13 protein-coding genes and 1 pseudogene are annotated in these 17,144 nt (G+C 70.3%); 5 read left to right on the top strand and 9 right to left on the bottom strand.

Annotated elements, in window-relative coordinates:
* Window positions 1–10: 10 nt before the first annotated feature.
* Both ACH4YP_RS45440 and ACH4YP_RS45435 read right to left on the bottom strand, forming a co-directional pair.
* Window positions 11–1,834 carry an FAD/NAD(P)-binding protein gene (locus ACH4YP_RS45440; protein ID WP_398497275.1) on the bottom strand — a complete coding sequence of 608 codons (1,824 nt, stop codon included), beginning with the start codon at window positions 1,832–1,834 and terminating at the stop codon, window positions 11–13.
* Window positions 1,831–2,676 carry an amino acid ABC transporter permease gene (locus tag ACH4YP_RS45435; RefSeq protein WP_398497273.1) on the bottom strand — a complete coding sequence of 282 codons (846 nt, stop codon included), beginning with the start codon at window positions 2,674–2,676 and terminating at the stop codon, window positions 1,831–1,833. The genes ACH4YP_RS45440 and ACH4YP_RS45435 overlap by 4 nt, the downstream gene beginning before the upstream one ends.
* A gap of 486 nt (window positions 2,677–3,162) precedes the next feature.
* On the opposite strand from ACH4YP_RS45435, the gene ACH4YP_RS45430 reads away from it, so the two are divergent.
* Window positions 3,163–4,110: an ABC transporter substrate-binding protein gene (locus ACH4YP_RS45430; protein WP_398497272.1), complete on the top strand. Its 948-nt coding sequence runs from the start codon at window positions 3,163–3,165 to the stop codon at window positions 4,108–4,110.
* 81 nt (window positions 4,111–4,191) lie between these two features.
* Here ACH4YP_RS45430 and ACH4YP_RS45425 read toward each other — a convergent pair whose 3' ends face one another.
* Window positions 4,192–5,364 (bottom strand): DUF5685 family protein, encoded by a 1,173-nt coding sequence (locus ACH4YP_RS45425; RefSeq protein ID WP_398497270.1) that lies wholly within the window; start codon window positions 5,362–5,364, stop codon window positions 4,192–4,194.
* A 291-nt stretch (window positions 5,365–5,655) separates the two neighbouring features.
* Between ACH4YP_RS45425 and ACH4YP_RS45420 the strand changes: the two genes are divergently transcribed.
* Window positions 5,656–6,099, top strand: coding sequence for a cell division protein SepF (locus ACH4YP_RS45420; RefSeq protein ID WP_398497268.1), 444 nt, complete (start codon window positions 5,656–5,658; stop codon window positions 6,097–6,099).
* Window positions 6,100–6,148: 49 nt separating this feature from the next.
* Here ACH4YP_RS45420 and ACH4YP_RS45415 read toward each other — a convergent pair whose 3' ends face one another.
* Both ACH4YP_RS45415 and ACH4YP_RS45410 read right to left on the bottom strand, forming a co-directional pair.
* The gene (locus ACH4YP_RS45415) at window positions 6,149–7,321 is read right to left on the bottom strand and encodes an acyl-CoA dehydrogenase family protein (protein ID WP_398497305.1); all 1,173 of its coding nucleotides are present in this window, start codon (window positions 7,319–7,321) and stop codon (window positions 6,149–6,151) included.
* A gap of 275 nt (window positions 7,322–7,596) precedes the next feature.
* Entirely contained in the window at window positions 7,597–9,210 is a 1,614-nt protein-coding gene (locus ACH4YP_RS45410; protein WP_361064630.1) for an MFS transporter, read from the bottom strand.
* A gap of 260 nt (window positions 9,211–9,470) precedes the next feature.
* Here ACH4YP_RS45410 and ACH4YP_RS45405 point away from each other — a divergent pair, with 260 nt between their 5' ends.
* The gene (locus tag ACH4YP_RS45405; RefSeq protein WP_398497266.1) at window positions 9,471–10,640 is read left to right on the top strand and encodes a glycosyltransferase family 39 protein; all 1,170 of its coding nucleotides are present in this window, start codon (window positions 9,471–9,473) and stop codon (window positions 10,638–10,640) included.
* A 238-nt stretch (window positions 10,641–10,878) separates the two neighbouring features.
* The gene (locus ACH4YP_RS45400) at window positions 10,879–11,919 is read left to right on the top strand and encodes a phosphatase PAP2 family protein (RefSeq protein WP_398497264.1); all 1,041 of its coding nucleotides are present in this window, start codon (window positions 10,879–10,881) and stop codon (window positions 11,917–11,919) included.
* 150 nt (window positions 11,920–12,069) lie between these two features.
* Here ACH4YP_RS45400 and ACH4YP_RS45395 read toward each other — a convergent pair whose 3' ends face one another.
* Window positions 12,070–12,285, bottom strand: coding sequence for an I78 family peptidase inhibitor (locus ACH4YP_RS45395; protein ID WP_398497262.1), 216 nt, complete (start codon window positions 12,283–12,285; stop codon window positions 12,070–12,072).
* 339 nt (window positions 12,286–12,624) lie between these two features.
* On the bottom strand, window positions 12,625–13,617 hold the full coding sequence (locus ACH4YP_RS45390) for a YafY family protein (protein WP_361064642.1): 993 nt from the start codon (window positions 13,615–13,617) through the stop codon (window positions 12,625–12,627).
* A gap of 63 nt (window positions 13,618–13,680) precedes the next feature.
* On the opposite strand from ACH4YP_RS45390, the pseudogene ACH4YP_RS45385 reads away from it, so the two are divergent.
* Window positions 13,681–14,902, top strand: a pseudogene (locus ACH4YP_RS45385) (epoxide hydrolase family protein).
* Here the strand turns inward: ACH4YP_RS45385 and ACH4YP_RS45380 are convergent.
* Window positions 14,891–15,739, bottom strand: a complete 849-nt coding sequence (locus tag ACH4YP_RS45380; RefSeq protein WP_398497260.1) for a hypothetical protein — start codon at window positions 15,737–15,739, stop codon at window positions 14,891–14,893. The pseudogene ACH4YP_RS45385 and the gene ACH4YP_RS45380 sit on opposite strands and share 12 nt — an antisense overlap.
* Complete coding sequence (locus ACH4YP_RS45375; protein WP_361064651.1) at window positions 15,736–17,004, bottom strand: glycosyltransferase family 4 protein; 1,269 nt, start codon at window positions 17,002–17,004, stop codon at window positions 15,736–15,738. The genes ACH4YP_RS45380 and ACH4YP_RS45375 overlap by 4 nt, the downstream gene beginning before the upstream one ends.
* Between the last annotated feature and the right edge of the window lie 140 nt (window positions 17,005–17,144).

Here is a 17,144-nt window from a genome sequence, read left to right as displayed (position 1 = left end):
GAGGGCTTGGTTACGCGGCGGCGCTACAGGACAGCGCGCGCAGAAAGGCCAGCGCGGCACGCGCCGTTGCGTCGTTCTGCCGGAAGGCGGGCCCTCCGGTGCGCGGCCGGGTGAACGCGCCGGAGCCCCGGGCGTCGGTGTGCGGTCCGAGCGCGAACCGCCGTGGATGCGGGGCGCCGGAGCGGTCGAGGACCCGCCCGTCGGCGGGGTCCACGGCGAGCAGCCCCTCGGGCGTCGCCGCGGCCCCCTCGGCGTACAGCTCACGCAACAGCGAGTCGCGCGTGCGCTCGACCGTGGGATGCGGCAGCCTCGCCTCGACGAGCGCCCGGGCCTCGACGTACTCCCCCGGCACACCGGCGCTCCCGGCCCGGAAGACACCGTCCGAGGCCGACACGGTCATGCCGGCGCCCAGGAACCTGAGCACCCCCGCCCGGGACAGGGCGAGCATCTGCCGCAGCCGCGGTCCGGGCGGCCCCGACGCCAGGTAGCTGAAGAAGCCGTGCCACCAGGACCCGATGTCACCGAGCCGCACCAACTGCCCGTAGACGGACAGGAGTCCGAGGAAGACCGCCATGTCCGGGCTGTGCGAGGGGTCGTGACGCCGGGTCAGATCCCCTTCTATGTAGGCCCGCAGACCGTCCTGGAGTTCGTCGTACGAGGCATGGCGCACCCCGTCCAGCGGACGGTCGAGCGCGGCCGGGTCGAACCGGTCGGCGGCGTCGGGCACGGCCGAGGCGACCAGGGCCTGGATCTCGGCGCTGTCACCGGCCGCGTACTTCTCCTCGAAGTCCGTCCAGGCCATGGCCGTGCACCCGGGGTGTGCCGTGAACAGCCGGTGGTAGTGCGCGAAGCCCAGTTCCTTCTCGACGAGCGGCCACACGTCCCGCCGGAAGTCGAACCCACCGGGGCGCGCGAGCAGGGCGTCCACCTCACCCGGCCCGAAGAACCGCGGCAGGGGCGGCCGTTCACCGGTCCAGTCGTAGCCGATCTTCGAGTGGTACGGGACTCCGCGCCGCGACCCGACGTGCAGCACGGGCTCGCACCCGGACGCCCGGTACGTCAACTCCCCGTGCGCGCCCGTCTCGTAGCGCCCGCCACGCCCTTCGGTCAGCAGCACCATCAGGTCGACGAAGGCGAGCCCGAAGCCGCGTACGAGCACCGGTTCGCCCGGCGCGAGGGCGGACAGGTCACTGTCGGCGGTGAAGTCCGGCGGCAGGTGGACGAGATCGTGGGCGCGGGCGTACGCGGCCAACTCACGCTGTTCCTGGTCCAGTTCGGCGTCGAGATGGCCGAGCGTGAGGACGACCAGGTCGGCGAGGAGCGGACGCGGCCGACCCTCCAGCCACACCTGCTGGCGCCCCTCGTGCGGACCGACGACCCGCAGGGCACGGCGGGCGTGATGGTGGACGCGGATGCCCGGCGGAAGCGCGGCGACGGTCTGCTCGTAGACCCAGCGCATGTACGTGCCCTGCCGTTGCCGGTCCGCGAAGACACGTCCGTCGAGTGCGGCCCACTCGTGCAGTGTGGGGCCCTCGCGCACCGGTCCGGCCATGTCGACCGTCTCGTCGGTGAACATCGTGACGTCCTGCGCCTCGGAGTTCATCCACAGCAGCGGCGGCTGAGCCTCACGCCAAATACGGCCGCCGCCCGGCGGATAGGGGTCGACGAGATGGATGTCGAGGCCCACCGAACCGACGGAGCTGCCGACCGGACCATCCAGACCGTCGCCCGAACTCGCGTACAGCTCAGGTGCGTTGGCGGCGATCCGCTCCAGGAGTCCGGTCCCCCGCGGCCCGGCTCCCACGATCACCAGCGAAGGGCGTGCCGAGCTCATCGCGTGCGCTCCGAACCGCGCGCGTAGTGCCGCTCGACGTAGTGCTGGCCGACGCTGAGCACCGAGGTGACGACGACGTACCAGAGCGTGGCCACCATCAGGAGCGGGATGACCTGGTACGTGCGGTGGTAGACGAGCTGCACGGAGTAGAGCAGGTCCTGCACGGCGATCACGCTGACGATCGACGTGCCCTTGAGCGTGCCGATCAGCATGTTCCCGGCCGGCGGCACGATGGAGCGCATGGCCTGCGGCAGCACGATCCTCCACCAGCGGCGCCACCGGCTCAGCCCGAGCGCCTCGGCGGCCTCGACCTGACCCCGGTCGACGGAGAGGATCCCGCCGCGGACCACCTCGGCGGCGTACGCGGCCTCGTGCAGGGTGAGCCCGATGACCGCGACCGTGACCGGCCCGAGCAGGTTGACGGTCCTGACCCCGAGGATCGTCGGGTAGAGCGCCCCGATGTTGAACCAGAACAGCAGCTGCACCAGGATCGGCATCGACCGGAAGAGCCAGACGTACCCCCAACTCACCGCGCGCAGCACGGGGTTGGCGGAGAGCCGGAACGCGGCGAGCAGCGCGCCGAGGGCGAAGCCGAGCGCCATGACGAGCGCGGTCAGCCAGAGGGTGAGCCAGAGACCGCGCAGGACCGAGGCGGACGTGAAGTAGTCACCGACGACGTCCCACTGGAACGCCTCGTTGCGGGCGACGGAGTTGACGGCGAGCCCGAACAGGATCAGGACGACGCCGGCGGCGGTCCACTGGCCGAGGCGGCGTCTCGGGACGATGCGCAGGGGCACCGCGTCTTCGGGCGCGGCCACCTTGGTAAGGGTCTGCGAGGACATGCGAAGGCTCCGTGATAGTCGAACACGGGTGGTGCCTTCACACAGGTCACGCGGACGCCACGAGGGCGTCGTACGACGTGTACGGCGTGCACGGCCGAGCCCCTCAGCAGGGCCGTGCACCGAGAGTACGGGTGCGTTTCCCCTCGCTGTCAAGGCTGTCCACACTGTGAGCCGTACGTCTCACGCCAGTTGACGCCAAACCGGATGCCTGTTCCACTTGCTCCCATGCATTCGCAGCAGTGGCTGGTCACGCGCTCCCACATCGACTTCGGTCGAGTGTGGTCCTCTTCCTGTTGAGCTGACCCCCTGCGCGCCCGAGCCCTTCATGGGCGGGCGCCTTCTGCGTTTCCCACCTTTCTCCGCCCTTCTCCGCCTTTCTCCATGCCTTCACACGCGTACCCCTCCCCTCGCGCTTCCTCGTTCCTCTCCTCTGCTCCCGTCTCCTCTCCAGGAGAAGGGCCTCTCTGTCCAGGAGACCCGCACGCCATGAGTACGCCCTCACGGCCCCGCCGTACCCTTTTCATCCCCTTCGCCCTGATCACCTCCGCGGCGCTGCTGCTCACCGCATGCGGATCCGGCACCGACGGCGGCAGCGACACCCAGGCCGCCGCCGCGTCCCGGAAGATCCCGACGACGGACGTCGTCTCGTCCCTCAAGGCGGACGCCTCCGCCGCGAAGCTGCTCCCCGCCGGCACCGACTCGCTCACCCTCGCCGTCAGCGTCGGCGGCACACCGCCCGGCACCAGCTATCTGGAGGACGGCAAGACCCTGGCGGGCCAGGACGTCGACTTCGCGGCCGCCGTCGCGAAGGTCCTCGGCATCAGGCTCAAGCGCGAGGCCGCGAGCTTCGAGGCGATCCTCCCGGCGCTCGACAGCGGCAAGTACGACGTCGGCGTCGGCAACTTCGGCGTCACCGACGAGCGCCGCAAGACCATCGACTTCGTGACCTACATCAACGACGGCCAGGGCTTCGCCACCCGCGAGGACAGCAAGCTGGACAAGGTCACCGACCTCGCCCAGCTGTGCGGCCTGAACGTCGCGACCGGGGCCGGGACCACCTTCGAGGCCACGCTGGAGGAGAGCAAGCACGTCTGCTCCGACGCCGGCGAGAAGGCGTACAAGGTGCAGACCTACAGCGAGCAGGGCGCCATCTGGTCCTCGCTCCAGCAGGGCCGCAGCGACATCGTGATGAGCACCATCAACGGGCTGCGCTATGCCGTCGCCCAGCAGGAGGGACTGAAGTTCCTCAACGAGTTCCACCGTCTCGACGTCGGCTTCGCCTTCAAGAAGGGCACGAAGCTGGCCCCCGCGTTCCGGGCCGCGGTGAACAAGCTCATCGCGGACGGCACGTACGACCGGATCCTCAAGAAGTGGGGCACGACCGGCTCGGCGATCGAGAAGTCGGAGATCTCACCGCCGGAGCTCAAGAACTGACCGGCCGTCGGGCCTGAAACCGCCGGACCCGAGACCGTCAGGCCCGAGAGTGTCTGGGCCCGACGGTGACGGACAGGCGGGTCAGCAGTTGCAGCCGCAATCGCAGCCGCACCCGTCACAGCAGTTCCCGCAGCAGTCACAGCCGTCGCAGCAGTCGTCGCAGTTGTCGCAGCGCCGGCAGAGTCCCTCCTTGCGTTCCCCGCTCCACGGGTCGTCGTACTCGCAGCAGCACATCTGGCACGTACAGGCCAGCCCCATCCACACGGCGCAGCCCGCGAGGAGTCCGCGCCGGTCACGGCGCGGTGGCTCGGGAGGGGGCGGCGGACCGCCGGGCCCGGAGGGCGCGTACGGGTTGCCCGGTGGCGGCCCGTACAGCTCGGCCCCCTGGTGCGAGCAGGAGGAGGTACCGAAGGCACGGTCCACCGAGTTGCGCAGCTCATGGGCGAGCAGCACATGCGCCAGCTTCGCGTCCGTGAACTCCGCTTCCCGCAGCGCGAGCCGTATCCCGTGCAGCGCGTCGTCGGCGAGCCGCCGGGCCTCCGCCAGGGACGTACCGGTGGCGGTCAGTGGATTCCAGGCGCCCGACGCGGCGTCAGTTTCCCTGTCCTCCACGGCGTCCAGGAGGTGCGCGAGCCGTCCGAAGAGCCGGCCGGCCTCGGCGAGCGGCTCCGCGTTGCCGGGCCGCCCGGCCAGGATCGCGGTGTGCGCGAAGGCCGCGGCGGTCGCGGTCTCGGTCGGTTCGGTGACGGTCAGCAGCGAGGTCCCGGGCCCGGCGAGCGCCTCGATGCCCACCTGCCGGTCCACGGCGTCGACCAGCACGGCGGTGTCGAAGCCGACGTCGGAACCCGTACGCGCACCCGCCCGTCCCCAGTTCGACGCGACCCGTCGGGCCGCGAGCGCCACCGGCCGACGGGCCAACAGCCCGTCCCCGTCGGCCATGTGATCGCGCACCTTCGCAGAGGCGAGCACCAGCGAGACGGCGGCGGCGAGCCGGGCTCCCTCACCCTGGGCTACCGAAGCGCTCCGCATTCCGCGCAATGGACAGGGACCCGCCGTGCGCCGCCATCCACTGGCGCGCTCGGCCTGAGCCTCCGTCAGAACCGATATCAGCAAGCCGTCGTAGTTCGTGACGACCCGTGCGAACTGTCCGTGATCCCCGCGAAGTGCGAGACACAGCCCGCACAAATGCGCCATCCATTGGGTTTTGAGGCTTTCCCCGAGCCGATGACTGCAGGGTCTGACGATTCCGAACACGACGATCCCCCGTGGTGTGTACGACGTTGAGCTGCGGCATCGTACCGACCACCCCGTTCACCCGTACGCCCCAGCCGTCACCCGTCCGCCGTGAAGAATCATATTTCACTCTCAGTCAGCAGCGGTGTACGGCACGACCCTTGGGGTACGCGGCCTCTCGACGAATTCGCTGTGCACCAGTACCGTCACGAAACCCCCGCGCGGCGTCTATCCCCTTGGCGCGACATCCGCATCATGCACGACCATGGGGATGCGGAGAAAAGAAAGACCGCTGTGAGAGGAGGCGTCCACATGGGATCGGTGCGCAAGGCGAGTGCCTGGCTTGGCCTCGTCGACGACAACGATGACGAGCGTTACTACGACGACGAATACGCCGAAGGATCCGAGACCGGGGCCAGGGATGCCTGGGTCACGGACCCGCGTGTGAAGGTGGCGTCGGAAGCGGCCGAGGAGAAGGGCCGCCGGATCGGCACGGTCACCCCGGACAGTTTCCGGGACGCCCGTGGCATCGGCGAGCTCTTCCGCGACGGCGTTCCCGTCATCATGAACCTCACGGCCATGGAGGCGGCCGACGCCAAGCGCGTCGTCGACTTCGCGGCCGGCCTGATCTTCGGCCTGCGCGGCTCGATCGAGCGTGTGTCGAACCGGGTTTTCCTGCTGACCCCCGCCGACACCGAGATCGTCAGCGGGGAGCCCGCCGCCCGCCGCCAGGACGGCTTCTTCAACCAGAGCTGAGCAGGGCCGCTCACCGGACCCGCCTCTCGGCGCAGCGGTAGGAACTCGCCTACCGGAACGCGTCGAGACCGGTGAGCGCCTTGCCCAGTACCAACTGGTGCATCTCGACGGTGCCTTCGTACGTCAGCACCGACTCGAGGTTCGTGGCGTGCCGCATCACGGGGTATTCGAGCGAGATCCCGTTGGCGCCGAGAATCGTCCGCGCCGTACGGCAGATGTCGATCGCTTCTCGTACGTTGTTGAGCTTGCCGAAGCTGACCTGCTCGGGGCGCAGCCGTCCCGCGTCCATGCGGCGCCCCAGATGGTGGGCGAGGAGGATCCCCTTGTGCAGCTCGACCGCCATGTCGGCGAGCTTGGCCTGGGTGAGCTGGAAGCCGCCGATCGGCCGTCCGAACTGCTCGCGCGTCTTCGCGTACTCGACCGCCGTCTCGAAACTGGACCGCGCGGCGCCCATCGAGCCCCACACGATCCCGTACCGGGCGTGGGACAGACAACTGAGCGGCCCCTTCAGCCCGGTGACGTCGGGCAGCACCGCGTCGCCCGGCAGCCGCACCTCGTCGAGCACCAACTCGCTGGTGACCGAGGCCCGCAGTGACCACTTGTGCCTGATCTCGGGCGCGGAGAACCCGGGACGGTCGGTCGGCACGACGAACCCACGGATCCCGTCGTCGGCCTGGGCCCACACAACGGCCACGCCCGCCACGGACCCGTTGGTGATCCACATCTTCCGCCCGGTGAGAACCCAGTCCGAGCCGTCCCGCTTGGCGTACGTGCGCATCGCCCCGGGATCGGACCCATGATCGGGCTCGGTGAGCCCGAAGCACCCGATGACCTCGCCCGACGCCATCCGCGGGAGCCACGTCTGCTTCTGCTCCTCGCTCCCGAAGCGGTGGATGGCGTACATCGCGAGGGATCCCTGCACGGAGACGAGCGAGCGGATCCCCGAGTCGGCGGCCTCCAGCTCCAGACAGGCGAGGCCGTACTGCACGGCGGAGGCCCCGGCACACCCGTACCCGTCGAGCGACATCCCCAGCGCGCCGATCTCCCCCAACTCCCGCGCCAGCTCCCGAATCCCGGGCAATTCACCCTTCTCGTACCACTCGGCCACATACGGCAGCACCCGATCCGCCGCCCACGCCCGCACGGTCTCCCGGACCGCCAGATCCTCCGCGCTCAGCAGGTCGTCGACACCGAGGGGGTCGGCGGGGTCGAACGGCGGCAACTTCGAGGAAGGGGAGGAGGAAGAGGAAGAGGGAGCAGACACGACAGAGGCCTCCGGCACGGAAAACTAGCACTGTTAACCACAGACAAAGCCCGACGCTACGACGCAGCCTCGCCCACGTCCAGATCACGGGACTGAGGCGCCCGATGCTTCACCCCGTACGGACCCGCGGCCGCCAACGACGACGAGACCACCCACGGAAAACCCGCACGGACTGGCACCCTTAACGGGCGGTGCGGGCGGGAAAGGCATGAAAACGCAACCACGCCAAACAGTCAGCCGACAGACTCGACCCGCAGCGAAGACTCCGCCTCCGCCTCCCGAGGCCCAGGCACCTCAACACCAGCCGCCCCACACTCCATGGCCCGAGGCAACCGCAGCGCCATCACCGCCCCCAGCAACAACAACCCCGCACTCACCAGCAACGTCACATGCAGCCCATGCACGAACGCCTGCCGGGCGGCATGCCGCAACGCCTCCCCGGGCCCCCCACCCAACTGCCCCGCGACTTCATAAGCCTCGCCCAAGGAGTGCCGAGCCGCAGCCGCCTCCGCGCCGGAGACACCCGGAACGGACGCCAGCCCGGGCGAGTACGCCGCGTTCATCACGCTCCCGAGCAGCGCGATCCCGATCCCGGCCCCGAGCTGGTACGACGTCTCCCCGATCGCCGCGGCCCCGCCGGCCTGCTCCTGCGGAGCCTCGCTCAGCATCGACTCGTACGCCCCGAAGAGCGTCACCTCGAGCCCGAACCCGAGCAGCACGAACCCGGTCAGCAGCAGCGGAGCGTTGTCGTGGCTGCCCATGCCCGTCAGCGTGATGACCGCCGCGGCGGTGAGACAGAACCCGGCACAGACCATGGTCCGCGGCCCGAACCGCTGCAGCATCTTCGCCCCGACCAGCCCCGCGGCCATCGCGGCGATCGTCAGCGGGAGCAGCCGAAGCCCGGTCTCCAGCGGAGAGAGGTTCAGCACGAGCTGGAGATACTGCGCGGCGATCAGTTCGAGACCGACGAGCGCGAGCATCGCGAGCACGATGCACCCCACGGACGTACTGAACGCGGGCCGCGCGAACATCTTCAGGTCGACCAGCGGATGCCGACGCCGCCGCTGCCGCCGTACGAAGGCGACGAGCAGCCCGGCGCCGACGAGCAGCGGCACCGCCGTGAAGACGCTCAGCGGGGCCTCCCCGCCGCCGAGCCGCTTCACGCCGAGGACGACGCCGAAGAGCCCGGCCGCGGCCATCAGCGCGCCGACGACGTCCCACGGCCCGTCGCCGTCACCGGTCGACTCGGGCAGCAGCAGCCGTCCGACGGGCAGGCTGACGAGCATCAGCGGGATGTTGATGAGGAAGACCGAGCCCCACCAGAAGTGTTCGAGCAGGAATCCGCCGAGCAGCGGTCCGACGGCCGCGCCGACCGCGGCGACGGCGCTCCAGACGCCGATCGCGAGCGCCCGCTCGCGCCGGTCGGGAAAGACCTGCCGCAGGATCGACAGTGTCGCGGGCATGATCATCGCGCCGCCGACGCCTAGCAGGGCGCGCGCCGCGATCAGCACCTGCGCGGTGTCGGCGAGGGCCGCGACGGCCGACGCGACACCGAAGAGCGCGTAGCCGAGGAGAAGGACGCGCCTGCGGCCGACGCGGTCGCCCAGCGTGCCGAAGAGAATCAGCAGCGAGGCGCAGACGAGCGGGTAGATGTCGACGATCCAGAGCAGCTCTATCGCGCCGGGTGTGAGGTCCTCGGTGACGGCGGGCACGGCGACGTGCAGCACCGTGGCGTCGACGGCGACGAGCAGCAGGCTGACGCAGAGGACGATGAGGACGACCCAGCGGTTTGCACCGGCCCCGGTCTCCCGACGGCGACGCGCGGCGGCCGTGGTCGTCCCGGACATGTACGTACCTCCCAGATGTTCCCTCGCGTTCGGCGGATCCGCTGGGTGGGGACTCCCTGCGGCTGCGGCCCGGGAGGAGCGGTGTCCCGAGCCCACGCAACAAAGGCGAGTGAGTGGTCAGGGTACGCGAGTTCCCACGGAGGACAGGTGGCGGACCTCTCACGTTCCTTTTCGACACGTGTGGCGTGCGCCACGCTCCCCCGTGGGCGAGCACGCCCCGCCGGGGTACCCGGTTCCGGGCGGCGTCGATAATCGAGCCCGTGACCGATCTTGAGACGCCCGTCGCGCCGCCCTGTGCGGGGCCCGCCTGGCGCCGTGCCGCGCCCGCTCTGCTGGGGTACGCGGCGGTGCGCGCGCTGGGCCTGGTGACGCTGGCCGTGTGGAGCGCCGCGCGGGACAAGAGCGCGCACCAGTTGCTCTCCGCCCGCTGGGACTCCCTCTGGTACACACGGGTCGCCGAGCTCGGCTACGGCTATGAGGTGCGGCTACCCAACGGGGACGTGCACTCGAACCTGGCGTTCTTCCCGCTGCTGCCCTGGCTGGAGCGGGCCTTCGCGGCGGTCACCCCTCTCTCCTACGCGGACGCGGGTCTCCTGGTCAGCGCGTTGGCCTCGCTCGCCGCGGCCTGGGGGATCTTCGCGGTCGCGGACCATGTGTACGGGAGCCGGGCCGGGATCTGCGCGGTGCTGCTGTGGGCGGTCCTGCCCGTCGGCATCGTCCAGTCGATGGCGTACAGCGAGTCGCTGTTCACGGCTCTCGCCGCCTGGTCCCTGTACGCGGTCCTGACCGGCCGCTGGCTGACCGCGGGCCTGCTCGCGTCGCTGGCGGGCCTGACCCGCCCGGTGGGCGCGGCGGTGGTCGCGGCCGTCTGGGTGGCGGCGATCGCCTCGTTCGTACGGGAGCGGAGTGTTCCGGCACAGTCGGGCGCACCGGGATGGCGGCGCGCGCTGTCGATGCTGCTCGCGCCCCTCGGCGCCGCCGGGTACGTCCTGTGGGTCGGCCGTCGCACGGGGAAGGGCCCGCTGGGCTATCTCGACGTCCAGGCGGGCTGGCGCAACGGCTTCGACGGCGGCTACGCCTTCGCCCGCTTCGTCGCGGACAAGTTCACGTCGTTCCCGTCGGCCCTCGCCGGCCTCGCGCTGATCGTCGGGGTCGGCCTGCTGGTCTGGCTGTACGTGATCTGCGTACGGCAGCGGCAGCCGCCGCCTCTTCTGGTGTACGCGGGGGTCGTCACCGTGCTGGCCCTGTGCGCGTCGAGCTACTTCGGCTCGAAACCACGCCTTCTGCTGCCCGCCTTCCCCCTGCTGCTGCCCCCCGCCCTAGCCCTCGCCCGACTGCGAACCTCCAGGTCGGTGTGGGTGCTGGGCGGTGTGGCGGTGGCCTCGGCGGCGTACGGCGCCTTCTGGCTGAACGGCTCCGGCCCGCCATGAGCACCCAGGGTGGCGGGTGAGCAGCCGGAGAAGCGCGTGCGAGCATTCGGTGAACGAAATTCAAAAGCACCCCAAAACTTCACATTGGAATGATCAATCGAATGGAAGGAAGAGCGCACGAGGGATTCCATAATCCAAGGAAATAAACGGCCTCCTGAGAGCAATCCCACATCACATCGTCATCACAAAGAGGGTGCTTCGGCCTGGAACACAGCTCACTCGCTGTAACGTCGATTGAGTGCGTACCGAACGAAAGCTGACTCGTCTGGACCGGGTCTTCGCCCGGCTGGACCGTGAGCCGGAACGACCGGCCCACATCGACGTGCCCAGGATGAGCCGGCACCGAGTGGTCCTCTTCGCGTCCACGCTCGCCTTCTACGTCGCCATCGTGTGGGCCATCGTGATCACGTCGTGGCTGGTCCGGTTCGACTGGCAGGTCATGTTCTTCCGGCCGTACCAGCAGTGGCCGGAGATCCACGCGTTCCTCGACTACTACGTGGTGCTGGGCCAGCGCGGCCCCACCGCCGTGATGATCGCGGCCTGGCTGGGCTGGCGTTCCTGGCGGCAGCACACCCTGCGTCCGCTGCTGGTCCTGGGCGCCTCGCTGCTGCTGCTGAACATCACGGTGGGCGCCGCCAAGCTGATCATGGGCCGTCTCGGCCCGCACTACGCGACCAGCGTCGGCTCGAACGAGATGTGGCTGGGCGGCGACATATTCCCTTCGGGCCACACCGCGAACGCCGTCGTGACCTGGGGCATCCTCGCCTATCTCGCCTCGACGCCGCGCGCCCGCCGCTGGCTGTCGGCCGTCTCCGCCGTGGTCTCCCTCGGCGTCGGCCTGACCACCGTCTACCTCGGTACGCACTGGCTGAGCGACGTGGTGCTCGGCTGGGCCGCGGGACTGCTGATCCTGCTCGGGCTGCCCTGGTGCGAGCCGCTGATCGCGCGCGCCGAGACCGGGCTCTTCGACCTGCGCGACGCCTGGCGCAACCGCCGTCGCCGCACCGCGCCCGCTCCGGCCGCCCCGGTGGGCGCTCCCGCGGCGCTCTCCCCGCTCGGCAGCCCGGCCGGCGGCAGTCCGGCCGGCGACGAGGAGCCCGCGGTACGCGAACCGGTGGCCGCCTCCCGGCCACCCCGGCCGCAGGGCTACCTGGCGCCGGGCCCGCATCTGGCCCGCTCGGAGCGCACCCCGGTGACGCCCGTCGGAAGCCGCAGACCTCCACAGTCGGACCGAGTGACACGTGGCACCACCTCGGCCCGCCCGCTGGCAGGCGGCTGAGCAGGACTGCGGGGCCGGTACGCACACACCACGCCCCGCGCACGGCGAAGGCCCCGGCTCCTGGAGCCGGGGCCTTCGCCGTGCTTGCGATGCTTCACGAGGCGCGCTCTCACGACGTGCACGCCTCACGGTGTGCGGACAGGTGGCGGGTCAGCCCTTCCAGCAGCGCCTCACCCGGCCGTCGGCGACCTCGAAGTTCAGCCGCCCCGAGAGGTACTCCATCGTGATGATCGCTCCCGGTGGCAGCGGCCTCACCTTGGACCAGCCGCGTTCACGGGCCAGCCGCTCGGCGCCGCTCGCCTCCAGTCCGACGTACGCGTCCGGAGTGTCCGAGGGCTCTGCGGGAGGAGTGGGAATCGGTGCCATGCCGCCACGTTAGGCGGCGGAATGCGGCGGCGGAAGCCCGGACCCGCCACGATCAGTCACCGGTCCCTCTCCGGTCACGCTTCTGTCACAGGACAACGACACCCGTTTCGACTGCGGTGACATCAGCAGGCCATCACACGTACGAGCGGTTCCGTGCATGTTCCGCCCGCCTTCGAACGTAATTCGGGAGTACCCGGGACTACCGCGGCCGCAGCCCGAATATCGGGCCGGAAAGCGTGTTGCCGACCAGTGTCCGCGCCATTCTTTTCCGATTCCGTGATGTGTTCCGGAAGCTGACACACCATAGGAAATGCATGGCTCAAGCACAGGACCCACGCCTCAGGACGCCGTGCGCGCCTCCTGCGACGGAACCCGCTCCAGCGCCCGGGTCAGCAGGTCCCGTGACGTCCTGATCGCCTCGACGAGCTCGACGGGTTCCAGCACCTCGAACTCGACGCCCATCAGCATCACGTGGATCACCATCACGTCGAGGCTCGCGGCCCCGGTGCGCAGGACGCAGCTGCTGTCGCTCTCCGCCTCCAGCGTCCCGGCCGAGGGCGAGATCCGCTGGGCCGCCTCCTCCTTCGGCACGAGCAGCCGGACGACGGCGTGCGTGGCGTACGCGCGGACGGACACCCCCTTTGACACATAGGCGGCCAGGTCCTCGGCGGGCGGCGGCCGGGGCGTGAAGCGCGGTCCGTGCGGCGGCCTGGGCGTGACGCGGTCGGCCCGGAACGTGCGCCAGTCGTCGCGGTCGACGTCCCAGGCGACCAGGTACCAGCGGCGCTCGGTGCACACCAGCCGGTGCGGTTCGACCGTGCGGCGGGTCGAGGAGCCGCCGTGGTCGCGGTACTCGAAGCGCAGCCGCTCCGAGTCGCGGCAGGCGGCTGCCAGGTCGGTCAGGACGGCCGGGTCGACGGCGGAGGGCTGGGGGCCGCGCAGCATCGGCACGGTGAAGGCGTTGAGGGCGCCGACCCGGCGGCGCAGCCGGTGCGGCAGCACCTGTTCGAGCTTGGTGAGGGCGCGTACGGAGGTCTCACCGATGCCCTCGATGCCCTGCCCGGCGGCGGTGCGCAGGCCGACGGCCACGGCGACCGCCTCGTCGTCGTCGAGGAGCAGCGGTGGCAGCTCGGCGCCCACGCCGAGCTGGTAGCCGCCGCCCGTGCCGGGGCTGGCGTTCACCGGATAGCCGAGTTCGCGCAGCCGGTCCACGTCGCGGCGGACCGTGCGCGGGGTGACGCCGAGGCGGTCGGCCAGGGCGGCGCCCGACCATTCGCGGTGCGCCTGCAGCAGCGAGAGCAGACGCAGGAGTCGTGCCGAGGTCTCCAACATGAATCCGAGTCTGCCAGGCATTGCGGACAGAAGCTGTCCGCAAGGGTGCGTACCTTACGAGACATGGCAGACAACGCAGACAACAGCGCAAGCGAAGAGATCCGCCCCTTCCGGATCGACATCCCCCAGGCGCAGCTCGACGACCTGCACACCCGTCTGGACCTGACCCGCTGGCCGGACGAACTCCCGGGCGTGGGCTGGGAGTACGGAGCCTCGCTGCCGTATCTCCGTGAGCTGGCCGACCACTGGCGCGGCGCGTACGACTGGCGCAAGCACGAGGCAGCCCTGAACGAGATCCCGCAGTTCGTGACGGAGATCGACGGCCGCGCAGGTGCACTTCCTGCACGTCCGCTCGCCCGAGCCGGACGCGGTGCCGCTGATCCTGACGCACGGCTGGCCGGGCTCGATCGTGGAGTTCCTCGGCCTGATCGGCCCGCTGAGCGACCCGCGCGCCCTCCCCCACTCTCGAACAGGCTCGAGCGGGGGGACCCCCATCGGCGACCCGGCCGACGCCTTCCACCTGGTGATCCCGGCCATCCCCGGCTTCGGTTTCTCGGGGCCCACGAGGGACCGCGGCTGGAACGTCGGCCGGACGGCCCGGGCATGGGCCGAGCTGATGCGCCGGCTCGGCTACGAGCGGTACGGCGCGCAGGGCGGCGACCTGGGCGCGCTGATCTCACCCGCGCTCGGACGGGTCGCGCCCGAGTCGGTGATCGGGGTCCATGTGAACGCGGCGTCCGTCGGCTTCATCCCGCTGGGTCCGGTGGACGAGGAGGTCCAGGCCGAACTGACGGACCGGGAGCGACGGAGCCTCGCGTCCATCGGCCGGTTCACCAGCGACGGTTTCGGTTACAACGTCCTGCAGTCGACCCGCCCGCAGACACTCGCGTACGGCCTGAGCGACTCCCCCGTCGGCCAACTCGCCTGGATCATGGAGAAGTTCAAGGAGTGGACGCACTCCTCCGCCGAGCTGCCCGAGGACGCGGTCGACCGGGACACGCTGCTCACCAACGTGATGCTGTACTGGCTGACCGGGACGGCCGGCTCGGCGGCGCGGATGTACTACGAGAACGGCCACAACGGTGACTGGTTCCCCGTCACGCGCTCCGAAGTGCCCACCGCCGTCGCGAACTTCGGAGAGGACGTGGCGATCCGGCGCTGGACCGAGGAGACCAACACCGTTGTCCGCTGGACGGAGTTCGACCGCGGCGGGCACTTCGCGGCCCTGGAGGTACCGGAGTTGCTGACCGGCGACATCAGGGCGTTCTTCGGCTCACTTCGGTGAGTTCACCGGGGTGACGGTCACCGACAGGTCGTTGTCGCTCGTGTAGTACGGCCCGGTCTCCACCGGGCCGTACGCCGTCTCCAGCGTGACCTTGGGGTAGCTGAAGATCGGCTTCTTGTCGGCGATGTCGTCGAGCAGCCGGGCGATCCGTACCCGCGGCCCGGTCTCCCCCGCCGGGCGCAGCCACAGATCCCAGACGCCCTCCGTCAGCTCGGAGTAGGCCACCGTGAGTCCGAACCGGGCCTGGTCCCGGGAGACTTCGGCCCGCACCACGGTCTCCGGCTCGTCACGGCCGCGCAGTTCGGCGTAGGCGTCGGGGGTGAGCTCGACGCCGTACACCTGGCCGCGTACGCCCAACTCGTCCTTTTCGATGCGCAGTTCGCCCGCCTCCGCGTGCGGGGCGCGCAGCCAGCTGCGGACGGAGAGGTTGCCGTGCTTGGTGCCGTACGGGATACGGACGGCGACATGTCCGCGGGCGCCGCTCGGCACCCGGTCGACGAGCGAGCGCAGGTCGTTGAGGCCGGGTGCCAGGCGCTGCGGCTCGCCGTCGGCGACCTGGGCGTAGGCGTCCCAGCGGCCCTCGGGCAGCTCGACGCCGCTGGGCAGCGCGGCGCGCAGCCGGCCGTCGGCGGCCGGCGTGAGCGGCAGCCGGACCTCCTGAACTCCGTCCCGGTGCCGGAGCAGGAGATGCGTGTCGCCGGCCGCGACGCCCGGACCGGGGTCGGTGACGTCGAAGGTGAGCCCGCCCGCCGAGTCGGCGACGCAGTCGGCGCCCGGAGACATGGTCACGTCCTTGTCGGAGTGCCGGTGCGAGGCCTGCGGAGCCACCGTCATCATGCGGAGCTCTCCTTCCCGAGTACGGTCCGTCCGGCATCCCGAACGGCATACGCGCCGCCGAGCAGAGCGCCCCGCGTGCGATGCAGTGAGCCGCGCATCCGGCCGATCTTCGAGGCGCCGCCGCGTGGGACGAGACCGGAGAAGATCCCCTCGTAGCGTTCGGCGATCCGGGCGGGGTCGAAGCGCGCGGAGTCCTTGAGCGCGGCGTGCGCCATCTGCTGCCGCAGCTCGTCGTTGTTGATCAGTTCGAGCAGTCCGTCGGCGATGGCCCCGACGTTGCCGACGGGAACGAGACGTCCGTCCACGCCGTTGTCGATGATCTCCCCCGGGCCGTGCGGGCAGTCCGTGGAGACGACGGGCAGGCCGCAGCGCATGGCTTCGACGATCGTCATGCCGAAGGACTCAAGGCTGGAGGTGACGGCGGCGATGGATCCCTTGGCCCACTCCGGTTCGATGGGATGCGCCGGGCCCATCAGCAACACGTGGTTGTAGAGGCCCAGTTCGTCGATGAGCTTGCGCAGTTTGTCCTTCTGCTTGCCGCCGCCGTAGATCCGCAGCCGCCAGTCGGGCCGCTGCTCGCGCACCCGGTCGAAGGCCTTGATCAGCAGGTCGTACCGCTTGACCGGGGCGAGCCGCCCGGCCGCCACGACCCACTTGCCGGAACCGTCCGCGGGCTCGATGCCGGGCGCGGGCACCGGGTTGGGGACGGCTTCGACGTGCACGCCGGGCAGCCGCATCTTCTTGCGGTACGCCCCCGCGTCCGCCTCCGTGGTCGTGGTGAGCGCGTCGAGCCGCGGGTAGGCGCCGCGCAGTTCCGTGCGCAGGGACTCCGAGTGGGTGTCGAGCGTGAGGTGCTCCTGGCCGACGCGGAGCGGGCCCCGTCTGGTCTCGCGGGCCAGATGCACGTTCAGCCCGGGCCGGGTGCCGATCACCACGTCGGAGTCGACCTTCGAGAGGTGGTCCGCGATACGGCGGTCGGTGAGAGCGCTGTACTGGTCGTAGCGGACCTCCCCACGCGGGAAGACCCGGGCCGGCGTCCGGTAGGCGGGGTCGTCCCCCTCGTATCCCGGGCTGTTCGGGCGGATGTCCACGAGGTGGCGCGCACGCACGCGTGGATCCAGTGCGAAGACCGGCTCGTCGCGGTGGCGGAGCACGGAGACGATCTCCACGTCGTGCTGCTCGGCGAGCGTGTTCGCAAGGTTGTACGTCGTCCGGATCGTCCCCCCGATTCCGTAGGCGTTGTGTATCAGGAAAGAGATCTGCATGCGTCCCCGTATCTCCGGCTCATCCAGCTACCTGTGGGTTAGACCGGGGACTTGGGGGGATGGTTGGGCTTACTTATCATCCTGTTCCCGAACAGTTGCGCTATCGGTAACCAGATAGTGGAACCTTTTGCCGCCGGGAC

The organism is Streptomyces sp. NPDC020747, assembly GCF_044334695.1.
Lineage (GTDB): Bacteria > Actinomycetota > Actinomycetes > Streptomycetales > Streptomycetaceae > Streptomyces.
The sequence above is the reverse complement of the archived record's forward strand: the minus strand, read 5'-3'. Positions and strand labels throughout refer to the sequence as shown.